Source organism: Nocardioides mangrovicus (genome assembly GCF_003674065.1).
Taxonomy (GTDB): domain Bacteria; phylum Actinomycetota; class Actinomycetes; order Propionibacteriales; family Nocardioidaceae; genus Marmoricola; species Marmoricola mangrovicus.
On record NZ_RDBE01000010.1, the window covers coordinates 575,720 to 593,286 of the forward strand.

15 protein-coding genes are annotated in these 17,567 nt (G+C 72.7%); 7 read left to right on the forward strand and 8 right to left on the reverse strand.

All coding sequences use genetic code 11. From position 1 onward, the window contains the following. Nucleotides 1-7 precede the first annotated feature (7 nt). The 3 genes from D9V37_RS17355 to D9V37_RS17365 are packed head-to-tail and all read left to right on the forward strand — an operon-like array spanning nt 8 to nt 2,558. Nucleotides 8-697 carry an NADPH-dependent F420 reductase gene (locus D9V37_RS17355; RefSeq protein ID WP_269778397.1) on the forward strand — a complete coding sequence of 230 codons (690 nt, stop codon included), beginning with the start codon at nt 8-10 and terminating at the stop codon, nt 695-697. Nucleotides 698-717: 20 nt separating this feature from the next. After that, nucleotides 718-1,173 carry a DnaJ family domain-containing protein gene (locus D9V37_RS17360; protein WP_121807387.1) on the forward strand — a complete coding sequence of 152 codons (456 nt, stop codon included), beginning with the start codon at nt 718-720 and terminating at the stop codon, nt 1,171-1,173. A gap of 17 nt (nt 1,174-1,190) precedes the next feature. After that, nucleotides 1,191-2,558 (forward strand): SMI1/KNR4 family protein, encoded by a 1,368-nt coding sequence (locus tag D9V37_RS17365; RefSeq protein ID WP_121807388.1) that lies wholly within the window; start codon nt 1,191-1,193, stop codon nt 2,556-2,558. Nucleotides 2,559-2,592: 34 nt separating this feature from the next. Here the strand turns inward: D9V37_RS17365 and D9V37_RS17370 are convergent, their stop codons facing one another. Further along, the gene (locus D9V37_RS17370) at nt 2,593-4,008 is read right to left on the reverse strand and encodes an MFS transporter (RefSeq protein ID WP_232524983.1); all 1,416 of its coding nucleotides are present in this window, start codon (nt 4,006-4,008) and stop codon (nt 2,593-2,595) included. Between the two features lie 110 nt (nt 4,009-4,118). Here D9V37_RS17370 and D9V37_RS17375 point away from each other — a divergent pair, with 110 nt between their 5' ends. Further along, nucleotides 4,119-5,504, forward strand: coding sequence for a threonine/serine exporter family protein (locus tag D9V37_RS17375; protein ID WP_121807390.1), 1,386 nt, complete (start codon nt 4,119-4,121; stop codon nt 5,502-5,504). Here D9V37_RS17375 and D9V37_RS17380 read toward each other — a convergent pair. The 5 genes from D9V37_RS17380 to D9V37_RS17400 form a co-directional block, all read right to left on the reverse strand. Beyond that, the gene (locus tag D9V37_RS17380; protein WP_121807391.1) at nt 5,446-6,471 is read right to left on the reverse strand and encodes a M48 family metallopeptidase; all 1,026 of its coding nucleotides are present in this window, start codon (nt 6,469-6,471) and stop codon (nt 5,446-5,448) included. The genes D9V37_RS17375 and D9V37_RS17380 overlap by 59 nt on opposite strands. Nucleotides 6,472-6,501: 30 nt before the next feature. Next, the gene (locus tag D9V37_RS17385) at nt 6,502-7,101 is read right to left on the reverse strand and encodes a maleylpyruvate isomerase N-terminal domain-containing protein (protein WP_121807392.1); all 600 of its coding nucleotides are present in this window, start codon (nt 7,099-7,101) and stop codon (nt 6,502-6,504) included. A gap of 90 nt (nt 7,102-7,191) precedes the next feature. Continuing rightward, complete coding sequence (hutU, locus tag D9V37_RS17390) at nt 7,192-8,844, reverse strand: urocanate hydratase (protein ID WP_121807393.1); 1,653 nt, start codon at nt 8,842-8,844, stop codon at nt 7,192-7,194. Continuing rightward, on the reverse strand, nt 8,841-10,382 hold the full coding sequence (gene hutH, locus D9V37_RS17395; protein ID WP_121807900.1) for a histidine ammonia-lyase: 1,542 nt from the start codon (nt 10,380-10,382) through the stop codon (nt 8,841-8,843). The genes hutU and hutH overlap by 4 nt, the downstream gene beginning before the upstream one ends. 75 nt (nt 10,383-10,457) lie before the next feature. Next, on the reverse strand, nt 10,458-11,414 hold the full coding sequence (locus D9V37_RS17400) for a glycoside hydrolase family 25 domain-containing protein (protein WP_121807394.1): 957 nt from the start codon (nt 11,412-11,414) through the stop codon (nt 10,458-10,460). 114 nt (nt 11,415-11,528) lie between these two features. Here D9V37_RS17400 and D9V37_RS17405 point away from each other — a divergent pair, with 114 nt between their 5' ends. After that, complete coding sequence (locus tag D9V37_RS17405) at nt 11,529-11,933, forward strand: hypothetical protein (protein WP_121807395.1); 405 nt, start codon at nt 11,529-11,531, stop codon at nt 11,931-11,933. Between the two features lie 10 nt (nt 11,934-11,943). On the opposite strand, the gene D9V37_RS17410 is transcribed toward D9V37_RS17405, so the two are convergent. Together D9V37_RS17410 and D9V37_RS17415 are read right to left on the reverse strand one after the other, a co-directional pair. Then, the gene (locus D9V37_RS17410; RefSeq protein ID WP_121807396.1) at nt 11,944-14,178 is read right to left on the reverse strand and encodes an FUSC family protein; all 2,235 of its coding nucleotides are present in this window, start codon (nt 14,176-14,178) and stop codon (nt 11,944-11,946) included. 13 nt (nt 14,179-14,191) lie between these two features. Continuing rightward, entirely contained in the window at nt 14,192-14,779 is a 588-nt protein-coding gene (locus D9V37_RS17415) for a TetR/AcrR family transcriptional regulator (protein ID WP_232524984.1), read from the reverse strand. A 79-nt stretch (nt 14,780-14,858) separates the two neighbouring features. Here D9V37_RS17415 and D9V37_RS17420 point away from each other — a divergent pair, with 79 nt between their 5' ends. After that, nucleotides 14,859-16,313 carry an MFS transporter gene (locus D9V37_RS17420; protein ID WP_121807398.1) on the forward strand — a complete coding sequence of 485 codons (1,455 nt, stop codon included), beginning with the start codon at nt 14,859-14,861 and terminating at the stop codon, nt 16,311-16,313. An 85-nt stretch (nt 16,314-16,398) separates the two neighbouring features. Next, nucleotides 16,399-17,544: an MFS transporter gene (locus D9V37_RS17425; RefSeq protein WP_121807901.1), complete on the forward strand. Its 1,146-nt coding sequence runs from the start codon at nt 16,399-16,401 to the stop codon at nt 17,542-17,544. Nucleotides 17,545-17,567: the final 23 nt, after the last annotated feature.

Sequence of the window (17,567 nt, forward strand, 5' to 3'; positions counted from 1 at the left end):
CCGGAACATCCCACGTCGATGCGGAGTTCCTCTCCGCATGACCTCCCTGGGAACCATCGGCAGCGGCAACATCGGCAGCACCGTGGCGCGACTGGCGGTGGCCGCGGGCCACGACGTCGTGCTGAGCAACTCCCGCGGCCCGGACACCCTGCGCGAGCTGGCCGCCGAGATCGGCGCCCGCGCCGGCACCACCGCCGACGCCGCGGCGGCCGACGTCGTGCTCGTGACCGTCCCGCTCGAGGTGTACCCGGACCTGGACCCCGAGCTGTTGGCCGGCAAGGTCGTGCTCGACACCATGAACTACTACCCGCAGCGCGACGGGCAGATCGCCGAGCTCGACGACAAGCGCTCCACCACCAGCGGCCTGCTGCAGGCCCACGCGCCGCAGGCGAAGGTGGTCAAGGCCTTCAACAACATCTACTTCAAGCACCTGCTGAACCTCGCCCGGCCCGAGGGCGACCCCGAGCGTTCGCCGCTGCTCATCGCCGGTGACGACGAGTCGGCCAAGGCGCTGGCGGGCTCGTTCATCGGCTCGCTGGGCTACGACGTGCTCGACACCGGTTCGCTGGCCGAGAGCTGGCGCTTCGAGCGCGACCGGCCGGCCTACGCCGCGGCCTACGGCACGTTCGAGAACGAGGCCGGCGCCCCCATCACCGCCGAGCGGCTGCAGGAGCTGCTCGACGAGGCCGTTCGCTGAGGCGACGTACGGTAGGAAGGATGGCCGACCAACCCGAGCAGGCACCTCGCCGCGGTCCGCGCGACAGCCGCGCCGCCGCCCGCGCGAGGGCAGAGAACCAGAGCTCCTACGTCGACCAGCAGGTCCGCATCGCGATGGCTCGCGGCGACTTCGACAACCTGCCGGGCGCCGGCAAGCCGATCCCCGACCTGGGCAAGACCCACGACAAGGACTGGTGGCTGAAGAAGCTCATCGAGCGCGAGCGGATCACCGGCGTCCTTCCCGAGGCGCTACAGCTGCGCAAGGACGACGCCGAGCTCGACGCCGAGCTCGACCGGCAGTCGGCCGAGCGCGTGGTGCGCGACCTGCTGGAGGACTTCAACCGACGCGTGGTCGCCGCCCGGCGCCAGCTCACCGGCGGGCCGCCCGTGGTCACCAAGCTGCGCGAGGTCGAGGCCGAGGTCTCCGCCTGGCGCGAGCGGCGCACACGTCGCTGACGACCTAGGCTCGCCCGGTGGCTGACCTCGACCGGTTCGAGACCTGGCGACCGGTGCTCGCCGCCCTGCGCGCCACCGCACCGAGCGCGACGTCGCTGAGCTGGTCGGGCACGGCGACCGCCTCCAGCATGGGCGGCAACGCCGTCGCCGACGGGGCGAGAGCGGACCTCGGTCGGGACGTCATGGACGCCGTCACCGCTCTCGCCCAGCGCCTCGCGCCCGACCGCGAGCTGGTGATCGAGGCGGCGATCACCGGCACCGACGCACGGGTGCGGTGCAGCGTGCTGCCGCCGGAGGTCGAGGCGTCGTTCGTGGTGGTCGACGCGGTGACGCTGCGACCGGGCACGATGCCCCGGCCGTTTCGCAGCGAACCCGACCGCAGCCTCGACCGGCCCGCCTCCCCCGGGCAGGACCCGGCCTTCGTCGACGCGACCGTGCGCCGGGCACTGCCCGACGCGGCGGCGCACACCCTCGAGGAGATCGCCGAGTTCGAGCGCGTCCACGCGGTGACGCTGCCCGACGACGTCCGGTCGCTGTACCTCGCCGCGAACGAGGGCGACCTCAAGGTCGGCGACGAGGACGCACCGGTCTTCGCCCTGGAACTCCTGCCGATCGGCAACCCATCGGCGCTGGCCGACTACAGCGCGTCGGCCCGCTTCTTCGGCTGGGCCCTCAACGGCACCGACGTCGCCCGGGTCGACCCCGGCGGCCGGGTCCAGGCGCTGGCCGGGGTCGACGCGAGCACGTGGCTGCCGCTCGGCACCGACGGGGGCGGCAACCTGTTCGTGGTCGACCTCGCCCCCGGACCCCACGGCTGGACCGGCCAGATCCTCTTCGTCGACCACGAGGAGTCGCTCGGCGCGACCCGCATCGCGGAGTCGTTGACCGCGCTGCTGCGCGGCGACGTCGTGGACGAACCACGCGCCGAGCCGGACCGTGCGACGGCGAGTACGCACCAGAACCCGCAACGCACCCCGGACCAGCTGGTCGGACCGGCGACGCAGGTGCTCCAGCTGTTCGAGGTGACCTCGCCGGTCGACCTCGCGCCCCTCGCCGGCCACCCCGCGCTACGTGCGGTGAGCGCGGAGGACGGCAGCATCGCCGACCTCGCGGCGCTGCGCGAACTTCCTGCCCTGGAGCTGCTGCGGCTCTCGGTGCGCGACTGGACGACGCTGCTCGACGACGGTCCGCTGCCACCACAGCTGCACGCCGCGCTGATCCTCGACGATCCCGGCCCCGCACGCCTGGACCTGGTCGACCGGCTGCTGAGCCTCAGCGGCCAACCGCCGCTGCACTGGCACGAGGCCACGGGCGAACTCCCGCCACCCGTGCTGCCACCCGCCTCACCGAGGGAGCGGCGGCGCTGGTGGCAGCGCCGCGGCTGAGCAATCCCTCCCGGGGGAGCGCCGTGGCTGCCGGTCAGCCGCCCTGCGCCGAGACGTACTCCTTCGCCTCCTCCTCCGAGGCCGCTGCCGGTGCCGAGCCCCACATCTTGCGGCCGTTGGGCTCGGCCAGGAAGTACAGCGAGACGGCGCCGATCAGACCGGCCGCGATGAGGTAGTACGCCGGCCAGTTCAGGTCGCCGGTCGCACCGACCAGCGTGCTCATCACGAACGACGTCGTGCCCGCGAACAGCGAGACCGAGACGTTGAAGGAGATCGAGAGCCCCGCCCCGCGGACGTCGGTCGGGAAGAGCGACGGCAGCGTCGAGGGCATGGTCGAGGAGAAGCAGATCAGGGCCAGCCCCATGATCAGCAGCCCCGCGAAGACGCCGACGGCGCTGGAGGCGCGCACCAGCAGGATCATCGGGAAGGCCAGCACGACGAGCATCGCGGCGCCGACGAAGGCGATCGGCTTGCGGCCGATGCGGTCCGAGAGCAGTCCCAGGAGCGGGATGGTCAGCAACGCCACGACCATCACCACGATCTGCACCACCTGCGAGGTGCCCGACGAGACGCCGGCGCCGTGCTGGTGCACGGTGTCGGTGACGTAGGTCGGCATGTAGGCGGTGAGCATGTAGTTGGTGACGTTCCAGGCCAGCACCAGGCCCACGCACACCAACGCGAACGGCCACAGGTGCGCGAGCTTCTTGGCCTCGCCCTCGCTCTTCTGCTGCTTCTCCTTGTCCTCCTGCTCCTGCTCCAGCTGCTGGTAGGCCGGGGTGTCGGCCAGCCGAGCCCGCAGGTAGACGCCGACGATGCCCAGCGGCAGCGCGACGAAGAACGGCAGTCGCCAGCCCCACGACAGCAGCTGGTCGTCGCTGAAGACGGCGTCGGCGACGGTCACCATGATCGCGCCGAGCAGGTAGCCGGTGAACGTGCCGAACTCCAGCCAGCTGCCGAGGAAGCCGCGTCGCCTGTCGGGGGCGTACTCGGCGATGAAGGTCATCGCGTTGCCGTACTCGCCGCCGGTGGAGAAGCCCTGCACCAGCCGGGCGACCAGGAGCAGGATCGGTGCCCAGATGCCGATGGAGGCGTGGCTGGGGATGCAGCCGATGGCGAAGGTGCCCAGCGCCATCAAGATCATGGTGGTGGCCAGCACCCGGTTGCGGCCGATCCGGTCGGCCAGCGGCCCGAAGACCATGCCGCCGATCGGGCGCACCAGGAACGCCACGGCGAACAGTCCGGCGGTCGCGATCGTCCCGGCGGTGTCGCCGAGCCCGGAGAAGAAGACCTTCTTGATGGTGGGCTCGAAGTAGGCGTAAACCCCGAAGTCGTACCACTCGGTGATGTTGCCGATGGCCGCGGCGCCGATGGCCCGCCGGATGATCGGCGGGTCGGTGACGACGATGTCGTCGAGCTTCCAGCGTCGGGGTCGTTCGTCCGGTACGAGCACTGCCACTGATCCGCGCACCTCCGAGGTTGCTGCTGGGGCCAGCCTTCGACCCTGCTCCTCGATACCCCGATCCGTCAAAACCCACGCGGGTGGGCGAGACTGGCCGAGCCATGCCAGCGCAGTCCCCGCCCGGTGAGGGCCAGCCCGTCATCGGCTCCTTCGGCGACCCGGAGATCTTCCGGACGCTCGACCTCGCGCTGCGCATCGGCGAGCTGCTGCTCTCCTCCGGCGCCGGCGCGGCCGACGTCCGCGCCCAGATGGACAACGTCGCCTACGCCTGCGGGCTGCGCGGCTACTCCGTCGACGTCACCTTCACCGAGCTCGCGATGAGCCACCAGAGCACGCCCGAGCAGCCCGCCCTGATCCAGATCCGCAACGTGCGCCACCGCGAGGTCGACTACGAGGACCTCACCCTGGTCGACCACCTGGTGCGCGACCTGGTCGTCGGCCGCATCGACCGCGACCAGGCGGCTACGCGGCTGAACCGGATCGTCTCCTCGGGCCACGCGCGACCGAAGTGGGCCGTCACGCTCGGGCTGGGCGCGATGGGCGGTGGCGTCGGCCTGGTGCTGGGCGGCGACCTGGTGGTGGTGCTGATCGCCTTCATCGCCGTGGTCGGCGTCGACCTGCTGCAACGCCGGATGACGCGCAACCGGATCCCGACCTTCTACCAGCAGGTGGCCGGCGGGCTGCTGGCCACGCTGCTCGCGGTGGGGGTCGACGCCGTGGGCCTGCCGGTGGCCCGGTCGACGGTCATCACGGCCGGCATCATCCTGCTGCTGGCGGGCGTCAGCTTCCTCGGCGCGATCCAGGACGCGCTCACCGGCTTCCCGCTCACCGCCGGCGCCCGCATCCTCGAGGCGATCATCGCCACCGCCGGCGTCATCGGCGGGGTCAGCGGCGGCCTGCAGCTGGCCCGGGTGGTCGGGCTGCCGCTGGGGACGCTGGATCCGGGGGTGATCACCTACGGCGACGTGGCCCTCATGGGCCTCGGCGGCGCGATCACCGCCGCGGCGTACGCGTACTCCTCCTACGCGCCGTACCGCGCGCTGCTGCCGGTGGCGGTCATCGGCGCCGCGGCGGTGCTCGTCTACCGGCTGATGTTCGACCGGGGCTTCGGCGTCGCCTGGGCCTCGGGGGTCGCCGCGCTGGTCGTGGGCCTGGTCAGCTTCTCGGTCGCCGGCCGGGCCCGGGTCCCGGCCCTGGTGGTAGTCACCGCGGCGATCGTGCCGCTGCTGCCCGGCCTGTCGATCTACCGGGGGCTGGCGCTGCTCTCCGACGGCGGCAGCACCGGGCTGCTGGCGATGGTCACCGCCGCCGCGATCGCCATCGCGCTCAGCTCGGGAGTGATCCTGGGCGAGTACATCGCCCAGCCGCTCAAGCGCGAGGCCCGCAAGCTCGAGACTCGGCTCGCCGGACCGCGCCTGGTGGGACCGCTCACTGCCCGCGCTTCGAGTCCGACCCGCCGCCGAAGGTCTCGTCGAACCAGCCCCTGACGCTCCCGGCCACGCCGGCGGTGTCCTGCACGATCCGCCCCAGCGCGTCACCGGCCTTGCGGAAGGCGTCGCTGTAGCTGCGCGCCGCCTCCGAGGCGGCCTGGCTCATCGAGGCGTCGGCGTCGTCCTCACGGCGCGGGTAGTCGCCGCCCAGGAGGGCGGTGTACTCCCCGGAGTCCACCCATCGACGCAGCTCGGCGGCGCGGACGACGGCGAACGGATGGGTCTGCGACTGCAGCAGCGACAGCTTGGTGAGCACCTCGCGCACGTCGCCGCCCTCGTCGTACTCCTGCCCCTGGGCGATGAAGGAGGTGGTGTCGAGCTCCTCGAGGTGACCGCCGCTGGCCAGCTGCATGTGGACACGGGTCGCCGTCGCCGGGTCCTGGGTGGCCAGCAGACCGGCGCGGTCGGCCGACAGCTCGGCCTTGCGCTGCCACTCCAGCAGCGCCGCCCGGATCAGCCGGATCGGCACTCCGGCCAGGGGGATGAACCCGAGCCGGAGCAGGGTGTCGAGCATCGTGCGGTAGACCGCGTGCCCGCTCAGGGCATGGCCGAGCTCGTGGCCGATGACGAAGCGCATCTCCTCCTCGTCGAGCAGGTCGACCAGCGCGGAGTTCACCACGATGATCGGCTTGTCGAGACCGATCGTGACGGCCCCCAGCAGCGGGTTCGCCGAGACGAACAGCTCCGGCACCCGGTCGGCGTCGAGGGTCTCGCAGGACTCCAGCAGCAGCCGGTGCAGCCGCGGGAACTGCCGCTCGTCGACCCGGACGGCGCCGCCCAGCAGCTGCAACCGGACCCCGCGCTGCACCCGGAAGCCGTTGAGGAACTTCAGCAGCGTGTCGAAGCCCTTAAGCTTGCGCAGCGCGGTGAGCGCGCCACGGTCGGCCGGGTGCTCCCAGGCCCGGGAGCTGACGCCGGTCAGCGTGACCCGGTGGCGGACGGGCTGGTTCGACGACTCCGTCATGCAGCCATTGTGCAGCCCGGTTCGAGCCGATCAGGCGGGAATGGGCTGATCGTCCTCACGTGGCCCGAAGATGCACATCTCGTCCAGCCGCTCCGCCGGCGCCCGTCCCTGACCCCGACCCCACGCCTGCATCTGGCTCCGCGAGCGGCGCGAGAACAGCCCGCGGAACAGCTCGTAGTCGTCGGCCTCGACGTCGGCGGGCACCTTGCTGCGCAACGCGTCGACGATCGGCTGCCAGTACGCCGCCGGCGGCCGGCCCTTGCCCAGCGCCTCGTGCAGGTCGGTGTGGTGGACGGCGATGTCCCACACGATCGCCGGGCTCGGGTTGTCGACGAGCGAGGCCGCCACCGCGTCGGTGTTGGCGTTCAGCTCGGCGAGGAGCTCCTCGATGCCGGCGCCACGGCGCTCGTCGACCGCCCGCTGAGTCCATTCCGGCCCGGGGATGCCGTCGGTGCGCTCGGCCAGGACGTCGGCCGGCACGCCGGCCATGTGCCGCAGCACGTCGTGCACCGTCCACTGCGGGGTCGCCGGGACCGTCGTCGCCAGCTCGGCCTCACCCAACCCCGGAGCCAGCGCGCTCACCGCCTCGACGTGCGTGCGGTACAGGTCGCCCCACTCGGTGTCCGCCATGGCGTCACGCTAGGCCCGCGCCACCCGGTAGGCCTAGTCCAGATCAAGTTGCTCCGTCCTGGCCTCCCACAGCGACCAACTTGATCTGGACTACCCCCGCATCGGGACGCGTACGCCCCGCTCGTCGGCCACCTGAGCCGCCTCGTCGTAGCCGGCGTCGACGTGGCGGATGACGCCCATGCCGGGGTCGTTGGTCAAGACGCGCTCGATCTTCGCCGCGGCCAGCTCGGTGCCGTCGGCGACGCAGACCTGGCCGGCGTGCAGCGAGCGGCCGATGCCGACGCCGCCGCCGTGGTGGAAGGACACCCAGGTGGCGCCGGAGGCGGTGTTGACCAGGGCGTTGAGGATGGCCCAGTCGGCGATGGCGTCCGAGCCGTCCTTCATCGCCTCCGTCTCCCGGTAGGGGGAGGCCACCGAGCCGCAGTCGAGGTGGTCGCGGCCGATGACCACCGGCGCGGAGAGCTCGCCGCTGGCGACCATCTCGTTGAACTTCAGGCCGGCCAGGTGCCGCTCGCCGTAGCCGAGCCAGCAGATCCGCGCGGGCAGGCCCTGGTAGTGCACGCGTTCTTGGGCCATCGTGATCCAGGTCCGCAGCCGCTCGTTGTCGGGGAACAGCGCGAGGATCGCCTCGTCGGTCTTGCGGATGTCCTCGGGGTCACCGGAGAGCGCGGCCCAGCGGAACGGGCCCTTGCCCTCGCAGAACAGCGGTCGGATGTAGGCCGGCACGAAGCCGGGGAACGAGAACGCCCGGTCGTAACCGCCCTTGCGAGCCTCGTCGCGGATCGAGTTGCCGTAGTCGAAGACCTCGGCGCCGGCGTCCTGCAGCTCCACCATCGCCCGCACGTGCACGGCCATCGACGCCTGCGCGTCCTTGGTGAAGCCCTCCGGGTCGCGCTCGGCGGCGTCGTGCCAGTTCTCGAACGCGACACCCGTCGGCAGGTAGGAGAGCGGGTCGTGCGCGGAGGTCTGGTCGGTGACGACGTCGACCGGCGCGCCCAGCTCGACCAGTCGCGGCAGCAGCTCGGCGGCGTTGCCCAGGACGCCGATGGAGACCGCCTGCTTCTCGTCGCGGGCCTTGATCGCCCGCTCGACGGCGTCCTCCAGCGAGTCGGCCTGCTCGTCGAGGTAGCGGTGCTCGATGCGACGCGTGATGCGCGCCTGGTCCACCTCGATGCAGATCGCGACACCGCCGTTCATCGTGACCGCCAGCGGCTGGGCGCCACCCATGCCGCCCAGACCGGCGGTGACGGTGATGGTGCCGGCCAACGTGCCGCCGAAGCGCTTGTCGGCCACGGCGGCGAACGTCTCGAACGTGCCCTGCAAGATGCCCTGCGTGCCGATGTAGATCCACGACCCGGCCGTCATCTGGCCGTACATCGTCAGGCCGAGGTCCTCCAGGCGGCGGAACTCCTCCCAGTTGGCCCAGTCGGGCACCAGGTTGGAGTTGGCGATGAGCACCCGCGGCGCCCACTCGTGGGTGCGCATGACGCCGACGGGCTTGCCCGACTGCACCAGCATCGTCTCGTCGTCCTCGAGGTCACGCAGGGTGCGCACCAGGGCGTCGTAGGCCTCCCAGCTGCGGGCCGCGCGGCCGGTGCCGCCGTAGACGACGAGGTCCTCGGGTCGCTCGGCGACCTCGGGGTCGAGATTGTTCATCAGCATCCGCAGCGGTGCCTCGGTCTGCCACGACTTCGCGGTCAGCTCGGTGCCGGTGGCGGCGTGGATGGGGAGTCGTTCGTTCACTGGAGTTCTCCGATCACGGGCTGGACGGCGGCGACGACGGCGCCGGAGCGGACGAGACCCACGACGGTCTCGATCTCGGGGGCGAGGTGGCGGTCCGGACCCGGACCCTCGACGCCGCTGGCGCGCAGCAGGTCGACGACCGCGCCGGTGGCCGGCGACGGCGCGAGCGGACGGCGCAGGTCGAGCGCCCGGGCGGCGGTGAGGACCTCGATCGCCAGCACGCGTGCGAGCCCGTCGACCGACCGGCGCAGCTTGCGTGCCGCCGCCCAACCCATCGAGACGTGGTCCTCCTGCATCGCCGAGGAGGGGATCGAGTCGACGCTGGCGGGGTTCGCCAGCCGCTTGAGCTCCGAGACGATCCCGGCCTGGGTGTACTGGGCGATCATGTGGCCCGAGTCGACGCCGGGGTCGTCGGCCAGGAACGGCGGCAGCCCGTGGTTGCGGGCCTTGTCGAGGAACCGGTCGGTGCGCCGCTCGCTGATCGAGGCGACATCGGCGGCGACGATGGCGGCGAAGTCGAGCACGTAGGCCACCGGGGCGCCGTGGAAGTTGCCGTTGGACTCGACGCGTCCGTCCTCGAGGACCACCGGGTTGTCGACCGCGGAGTCGAGCTCGCGGGAGGCGACCAGCGCGCAGTGCTCCAGGGTGTCGCGAGCAGCACCGTGCACCTGCGGCGAGCAGCGCAACGAGTAGGCGTCCTGCACGCGGTTGCAGTCGGGCCCGCGGTGCGAGGCGACGACGCCGGAGTCGCGCAGGAGCGCGGTGAGATTGGCTGCCGACCGGGCCTGGCCGGGGTGCGGGCGCAATGCCTGCAGCTCGGGAGCGAACACGCGGTCGGTGGCCAGCTGTCCCTCCACCGACATCGCGGCGGCGACGTCGGCGGTCTTGAGCAGCACCTCGAGGTCGCGCAGCGCGAGCACCAGCATGCCGAGCATGCCGTCGGTGCCGTTGATGAGCGCGAGCCCCTCCTTGGCCCTGAGCTCCACCGGCTCCAGGCCGGCCGCGGCGAGCGCGTCGGCGGCGTCGACGAGGGCACCGGAGGCGTCGTGCACCGACCCCTCGCCGAGCAGCGCCAGTGCGCAGTGCGAGAGCGGAGCGAGGTCCCCGGAGCAGCCGAGTGAGCCGTACTCGTGCACCACCGGCGTGATCCCGGCGCTGATCAGCCCCGCCATCAGCTGCGCGGTCTCCGGGCGCACCCCGGTGTGGCCGGTGGCCAGCGTCGAGAGCCGCAGCAGCATCAGTGCGCGCACCACCTCGCGCTCGACCTCGGGCCCCGATCCGGCGGCGTGCGAGCGGACCAGCGACCGCTGCAGCTGCTCGCGCATCTCGGTGGGGATGTGGCGGGTGGCGAGCGCGCCGAAGCCGGTGGAGATCCCGTACGCCGGCGTCGGCGCAGCGGCCAGCTCCTCCACGGCCTGACGCGCGCGGGCCAACGCGGTCAGCGCGTCGTCGCCGACCACCACGGGTGCGCCGTCACGGGCGACCGCGACGACGTCGTCGAAGCTGACCGGACCGACGCCCACGACCACGGGTTGCATGCGGCCCACTCTCGCGTCGCCGCGCCTACCCCGGAAGACCGAGCGTCGACCACCCGTCTCGGATGCGAGACGCACTCAGTACTGGTGGAACCAGTCGCCCAGCCGCGAGACGCCGTCGGGGCAGGTGACGATCCGGTCGCGCCCGGTCTCGGCCGAGCCGTCGACCCACTGCGACATCACCGCCGAGCCGCCCTGGAACATCCGCTCCACTCCGCACCGGCGCAGCGCCTCCGCCCGCGACGTCATCCCGGCCGCGCGCCACTCCGGGAGCTCGAGGCGCAGATCGCCGACGACCTCCTGCCACAGGTGCTGGGTGGAGTAGACGCCGACGCGATAGCCGGCCGCCTGGTAACCGCGCACCGCCCCGCGCACGACGGCCGCGTTGGCCTTCGGGTCCGCGCTCCAGGCGAAGTCGTTGACGGGCTCGACGTCGACCCACACCACCGGCGCGCGCAATCCCGCGCCCTTCATCGTGGCCACGTTGAACCGCGCCTGGGCGTACCCCACGTTGCCGAGCATCCCGAGCGGAGTATCGCCGTCGTAGGGCCCGGCGCCGCCCTCGCGCGTCAGCGTCGCCTCGTCCGGATAGCTCACCACCGAGTACGCCGCCGCGAGCAGGTGGCGCTGCGCCACCCACTGCACCTGCGACGCCAGGCACGGGTTGGCGGTGAAGCCCGGGGAGTTGGTCAGCCCGAGCACGACGAACCGCGCCGTGGGCAGCGGCATGGCCAGCCCCTTGCTGCGCTTCTGCGGGATGCCCATCCCCTTGGGGCACTGCGGCCAGGAGACGTCGGCACCTTCCACCGGCCCATCGCCGCCATCCAGGTTCTGGGCCTGGGCGGAGGCGATGCTCTCCAGCCCCGACGGCACTAGCGACGTCGGGCTCGGCGACGACCGGGCCGGGCTGCTCGCCGACGAGGACGGCGACAGGGCCGGTGTGGGCGCCCGTGCGGGCGACTCGGCCGCAGCGTGTCCACCGCACCCGGCCAGCAGCAGCGGGGCCGCCGCCAGGCGCACGAAAGCGATCCTCATCGCGGGGCATCGTCGCAGACCATCACCGGCGGCGACACCCGCGCGTAGGGCCGCGCGGGCTGGGTATGGACCTAGCCAGGGTCCTCGCCGTGGGGCACCCGAGAAGGAGTGGACATGAGCACCAGCGGATGGATCATCCTCATCGTCGTCGTGGTCGTCGTACTGGCCGTGGCGCTGGCCGTGGCCGCCGCGGCCCGCAACCGCAGCCGGGCCGCCCGGCGCGACGAGGCGCAGGCCAAGCGGGAACAGGCGGCCGGCGACGCGACCCACCTGGCGGACTCCGGTCGGCGAGCCCAGCAGGCCGAGGCGGAGGCGGAGGCGGCGCGGCTGCAGGCCGAGCGCGCGGAGTCCCGGGCCAGCGAGGCCCGTCAGGTCCACGACGTGGAGCGCGCCGAGCACGAGGACCAGGTCCGCGAGGCCGACCGCATCGACCCCGACGTCGACCACCGCTCCCGCGACTACGAGCCGCGGACCCTCGAGGACGGCACCGGCGAGGCGGGCCCGCAGCAGCCGCGCTGACCGGGCCCTCTCAGGCCGCGAGCTCCCGCATCCGGACGGCCGCCAGCAGCGGGTCGCTCTCGGCCAGCTGGAACAGCGTCGCCGAGAGGTGGTGCAGGTGCCGCACGACCGCCTCCTCGCTACTGCCGCCGACGGCGAACAGCGCCCGGTCGCCCTCCAGCAGCGGGATGCCCGCCTCGGGCGCGCCAGAGCCGAGCGCCACCGCGGACAGGACGTCCATCGCCTCGGCCAGCGACCGGCACGCGGCGGCCACGCTCGCGACGTCGTGCACACCGTCGCGGTTCATCGCCACGGTCAGCGCCCGGCACTGCGAGACCGCCACCACGATCAGCTCCATCCGGCGGCGCATCCGGCGGTTGGCCCCGGCGCCGACCCCGAACGGGCGCACCATCGGGCGCGCGACCAGGGCCATCCGCCGGGCCCGGTCGTCCAGCACCCGGGTGGCGGCGTCGAGGTCCACCCGCCGTCCTTCGGCGCAGGTCGACGCGCCGAGGAGCAGGTCGCGCATCGCGACGTAGACCTGACCGCGCGCCGCTCGGACGGTGTCGCGCGTGGACAGCGGGGCGAAGAGCAGCGCGACGACGATGCCGATGCCGGCGCCCACCGCCGTCTCCCCCAGCCGCAGCGCCAGCAGCGAGTCGGTGAAGGTGCCGAGCACCGTGTAGAGCTCGCCGAGCACCAGGGTGATGAAGAAGCCCATGGCCGTGGCAGAGACCTTCTGGAAGTAGAAGGCCAAGAAGATCGAGACCAAGATGATGGCGAGCACGACGGCGCTGTGACCGGCCGTCACGTGGGCGAGGAGGATCGCCACCACGATCCCCAGCAGCGTGCCCACGGTGCGACCGACGCCCTTGACCCAGGTCTCCGAGCGGGTGCCGGTGCCGGTGAAGGTGATGAAGACGGTGATGACGGCCCAGTAGTAGCGCGTGGGTGAGAGCACCGCGCCGGCCAGCAGGGCGAGCACGCCGGCCAGTGCCACCTGCACCGCCTGACGACTGGTCATCGACAGCCGCGCCACGGGGTTCCAGCGACTGCCGCGGGCGGCGACGTCGCGTGCGACCGCAGGCGAGCCGGCCAGGCCACCGAAGACCAGCCCGGTAGCGGCCTCGAAGTCGGCCTCACCCGGGTCGACCTCGGGCGGGTCGTCGGCGGCGGCGTCGAAGCGCAGGAACTCCCGAACCCCGAACGCCAGCTGCCGGGCGGGCGCCCAGCCCTCGAGATCCTGCTCCTTGGCGCGCTCGGAGAGCCGCTCCAGCCGGGTGGCGGCCCACGCCGCCGCACGGTCGCGACGCCGGGCGAGGTGGTCCAGCACCCGCTGCGAGGCGACGACCAGGTCGGGGTGGCCGTCGTGGGCGAGCGCGACGGACGCCCCGGCGATCCGGTCGACGGCCTGCTGGGACTCGATGAGCCGGCGACGCAGCGCGCTGGGCGACCAGCCCGGCGGGGTCGCCCTGCGCTCACTCGACCAGGCCTCGGCCAGCAGCGAGGCGTCGGCCAGGGCCGCCTGCCGGGCAGCCAGCGCGCGCAACGCCCGGCGTCGACGCGCGGGACCGGCGCTGGAGACGGCGAGCAGGTCGGCACCCTCCCGGGCCACCGACCGGCCGGCGGCGAAGAACGCGGCCAAGGTGGCGTGCAGCGCGCGCCCGGCGCCGATGTGGAACACCGTCGTGCTCAACAGCGTCACCCAGGCCGTGGAGGCGACCGAGGCCACCAGGAGCTCGGGCACCAGCGACAAGGTCGCGTGCAGGAAGGTGGCGAAGAAGAAGCCCATCCAGCCCATGAACCCGTAGAAGAACCAGGCCGTGCCGAAGCGGCGGACCCAGACGGCGAGGAAGAGGACCACCGCGAAGCCGACGACCTGCGCCAGCCGGAGTCCCGAGGTGGCGGTCGCGGTCAGCAGCCCGGCGGCCACCGCCACCGGGAAGAAGGCGGCCGTACGCAGCTTGGTACGCCGGTCCGACCCGGCCAGCGCGTTGGCCCCCAGCATCGCCACCACCGCGCCGAACAGCGTCGCGGCGAACCCGGCCTGGCCGGGGTAGCCGAGCACCCGGCCGATCGCCACCTGCACCGGCAGCGCTGTGCCCACGCTGACGGCGGCACTCAGCGCGGAGCGGAGCCTGAGCAGCCCGGGGTCGGAGACCCGCATGCGGTCGCGCAGCTCGAGCAGCGCCTGCTCGACCCGTTCGTGCGGACGCTCGGCCGCGTGCCGCGCCGAGACCCGGGCGGCGAGGTGGGCGGCTGGCACACCGCCGATCCTCTCAACCGTCGGTGAGCAGCGGCAGCGCGTCCCCGAAGGCGCAGCGGGTGAGCTCCGACAGACCGGGCTTCTCGCCGAGGAACTCCGGAGCGCGCATGGCCAGCATGACGTTGAGCAGCATCCCGTAGCCGATGAAGTCGCGGATCCGCTCGTCGTCGGCCCCGGTGCGCCGCAGCACCTCGAACACCTCGCCCATCCGGGCCCGGGCGATCGTCCCGATCGCCGGCTCGGCGCTGGCCACGATGCCGTGCATCATCACCAGCAGCAGGTCGCGGTCGACGACCAGCTCGGTGTAGCGCATCCCCAGACGTCCCCAGTCGTCCTCGGAGTCGGCGGTGAACGGGCCGCTCTCGATCTCCTCGCGGAAGGCGCCGACGATGCGCCCCATCACCTGGTCGAACACCGCGCAGAACAGGTCCAGCTTGGTGCCGAAGATCCGGACGACGTACGGCTGGGAGACGCCCGCCTCCTTTGCCACGGCGTCAGTGCTGGTGCCGGCGTAGCCGGTGCGGGCGAAGGCGCGGACGCCGGCGTCGAGCACCAGGGCGCGGCGCTCCTCGGGCTTCATGCGAGTGGTCCTGGTGCTCATCGGTTGACAGGTTATCAGTTGATTACTTACTGTCTGCAACGAAGTAATCATTCAATGCCTTCATCTGGGAAGGACCGCCATGACCACCACCGCTCTCTCTCACGACCGGGCTCCCGACCGGGCTCCCGAGCAGCGCGCGCGGCGACGCTCGGTGCCCGTGTGGGCCGCCCTCCTGGCCACTTCGCTGCCGATGTTCATGGCGACCCTGGACAACCTGGTGATGACCAGCGCGCTCCCGGTCGTCCGGGCCGACCTCGGCGCGAGCGTCGACCAGCTCTCCTGGTTCCTCAACGCCTACTCACTGGCGTTCGCCAGCTTCATGCTGCCTGCGGCCACACTGGGCGACCGGCTCGGTCGCCGCCGCATGATGCTCATCGGCATCGCGGTCTTCACGCTCGGCTCGATCGGCTCGGCCCTCTCGACCACCTCGGGCGCGCTCATCGCCGCCCGCGCCGTGCAGGGCCTGGGCGCCGCCGCGATCATGCCGCTGTCGCTGACACTCCTCGCCGCGGCCGTGCCCGCGCGGCTGCGGCCCGCCGCCATCGGCATCTGGGGCGGCGTCTCCGGGCTGGGCGTCGCGCTCGGCCCGGTCATCGGGGGCGCCGTGGTGCAGGGCGTGAGCTGGCAGGCGATCTTCTGGCTCAACGTGCCGATCGCCGTGGTGGGGGTGCCCTTCATGCTCTGGGCGGTGAGCGAGTCGCGCGGCTCGTGGCAGCGCATGGACCTGGTGGGCACCGCGATGCTCGGCGGGGCGGTCTTCCTCGGCGTCTGGGGCATCGTGCACGGCAACACTCAGCCTGATGGCTCTGGCGGCTGGACCTCCGTGGGCGTGCTCGTGCCGCTCGTGGTGGGCGCGCTGCTGCTGCCGGCGTACGTGCTGCGGGCGCGCTCGATCGACCACGCGGTGCTGCCGCTGCGACTCTTCGGCAGCCGCAGCTTCTCCACGGCCAACGTGATCGCCCTGTTCTTCACGGTCGGCATGTTCGGCACCGTGTTCCTGCTCGCGCAGTACCTGCAGGTGGTGCAGGGCTACACCCCGCTCGAGGCCGGCATCCGCACGCTGCCCTGGACCGCGGCGCCGATGGTCGTCGCCCCGATCGCCGGCGCCATCGCGCCCCGGGTGGGGCTGCGACCGCTGCTGCTGATCGGTCTCGCGCTGCAGACCGCGTCGCTGGTGTGGCTGGCCTCGCTGGCCGAGGGCCATGCGACCTACCCGCACTTCGTGCCGGCCCTCGCGATGGCCGGGGTCGGGATGGGACTCACGTTCGCGCCGATGTCGACCGCGACGCTCGACGGTCTGCCCGAGAGCGACTTCGCCATGGCCTCCTCGGCCAACTCGACGGTCCGCGAGTTCGGCGTGGCGCTCGGCATCGCCCTGCTGACCGCGGTGTTCACCGGCAACGGCGGCCAGATCACGCCGGTCGGCTACGACGGGGCGATCGGGCCGGCGATCCTCACCGGCGCAGCGGCGGTCGCCGTGGCCGTTCTCGCGGCGTGCTTCGTCCCCCGCCGTCGTCCGCATAGCGAGATCTGATTCTCACCTGGTGGACACCCGGTCGTACGTTGGCCGGGTGTCCGCCGTCGTCTCGACCGAGGTGAGCCCGGCTCGGCGCTGGTCCATGCTTGCGGTGAGCACCTACGCACAGGCCGCCTCCGCGGTGACGATGCACGGCCCGGCGTTCCTGATCCCCGTGCTGCACCGCCGCCTCGGCTTCACCCTCGCCGAGGCCGGCCTGGTGGCCGCCGCACCGACGGTGGGCGTGATGGCCACCCTCGTGCTCTGGGGCATCGTGGTCGACCGCCGCGGGGAGCGCTTCGCCCTGCTGGCCGGGCTGGTCGGCACGACGCTGGCCGACCTGGTCGCCGTCGTGCTGCAGCACCACGTCGTGGCCCTGGCACTGGCGCTCGGCGTCGCCGGAGCGTTCGCGGCCAGCACGAACTCGGCCAGTGGCCGCGTCGTCGTCGGCTGGTTCCCGCCGCAGCGACGCGGGCTGACGATGGGCATCCGGCAAATGGCGCAGCCCGTGGGCGTGGGCATCGCCGCCATCGGCATCGCCGTGCTGGCCGACCGCCACGGCGTCGGCGCCGCCCTGGTGCTGCCGACCGTGCTCGCGGCGGCGGCCGTGGTCGCGGTCCTGCTCGTGGTCCTCGACCCACCGCGACCCGACCGGCACGTGGCGCAGGCGCCCAACCCCTACCGCGACGACCGCTTCCTGGTGCGCATCCACGCGGTATCGGTGCTGCTCGTGGTGCCGCAGTTCGTGGTCTGGACCTACGCCCTCGTGTGGCTGGTGCAGGACCGCGGCTGGAGCGCGGCGGCCGCCGGCACCACCGTCGCGCTGGCGCAGATCGTCGGGGCCTTCAGCCGGATCGGGGTCGGCCAGCTCTCCGACGTCGTCGGCGGCCGCGTGCGGCCGCTGCGGTGGGTCACCATCGCGGCGGTGGTGAGCATGCTGCTGCTCGGCGCCACTGCCGCCCTGGGCTGGTGGGTCGCGGTGGTGGTGATGGTCGTGGCCACCGGCGTCACCGTCGCCGACAACGGCCTCTCCTTCACCGCCGTCGCCGAGCGCGCCGGCCCGTTCTGGTCCGGGCGTGCCCTCGGCCTGCAGAACACCGCCCAGTTCCTCGGAGCCGCCGCCGTCCCCCCACTGGCCGGGCTGCTGGTCTCCGGCGCCGGCTTCGGCTGGACCTTCGCCCTCGCCGCCCTCTTCCCCCTGCTGGCCCTTCCCCTCGTCCCGGTCCGCGACGAGGGTCCGTTGGCCTAGACCTGTGGACAACCGGGGTAGTC

What these genes read in the sequence shown, in the direction of transcription:
- D9V37_RS17385 (WP_121807392.1), bottom strand. Translation starts at nt 7,101, where the DNA reads ATGGCGGACACCGAGTGGGGCGACCTGTACCGCACGCACGTCGAGGCG.
- D9V37_RS17415 (WP_232524984.1), bottom strand. Translation starts at nt 14,779, where the DNA reads ATGAGCACCAGGACCACTCGCATGAAGCCCGAGGAGCGCCGCGCCCTG.
- D9V37_RS17380 (WP_121807391.1), bottom strand. Translation starts at nt 6,471, where the DNA reads ATGACGGAGTCGTCGAACCAGCCCGTCCGCCACCGGGTCACGCTGACC.
- D9V37_RS17425 (WP_121807901.1), top strand. Translation starts at nt 16,399, where the DNA reads ATGCTTGCGGTGAGCACCTACGCACAGGCCGCCTCCGCGGTGACGATG.
- D9V37_RS17405 (WP_121807395.1), top strand. Translation starts at nt 11,529, where the DNA reads ATGAGCACCAGCGGATGGATCATCCTCATCGTCGTCGTGGTCGTCGTA.
- D9V37_RS17375 (WP_121807390.1), top strand. Translation starts at nt 4,119, where the DNA reads ATGCCAGCGCAGTCCCCGCCCGGTGAGGGCCAGCCCGTCATCGGCTCC.
- hutH (WP_121807900.1), bottom strand. Translation starts at nt 10,382, where the DNA reads ATGCAACCCGTGGTCGTGGGCGTCGGTCCGGTCAGCTTCGACGACGTC.
- D9V37_RS17360 (WP_121807387.1), top strand. Translation starts at nt 718, where the DNA reads ATGGCCGACCAACCCGAGCAGGCACCTCGCCGCGGTCCGCGCGACAGC.
- D9V37_RS17400 (WP_121807394.1), bottom strand. Translation starts at nt 11,414, where the DNA reads ATGAGGATCGCTTTCGTGCGCCTGGCGGCGGCCCCGCTGCTGCTGGCC.
- D9V37_RS17420 (WP_121807398.1), top strand. Translation starts at nt 14,859, where the DNA reads ATGACCACCACCGCTCTCTCTCACGACCGGGCTCCCGACCGGGCTCCC.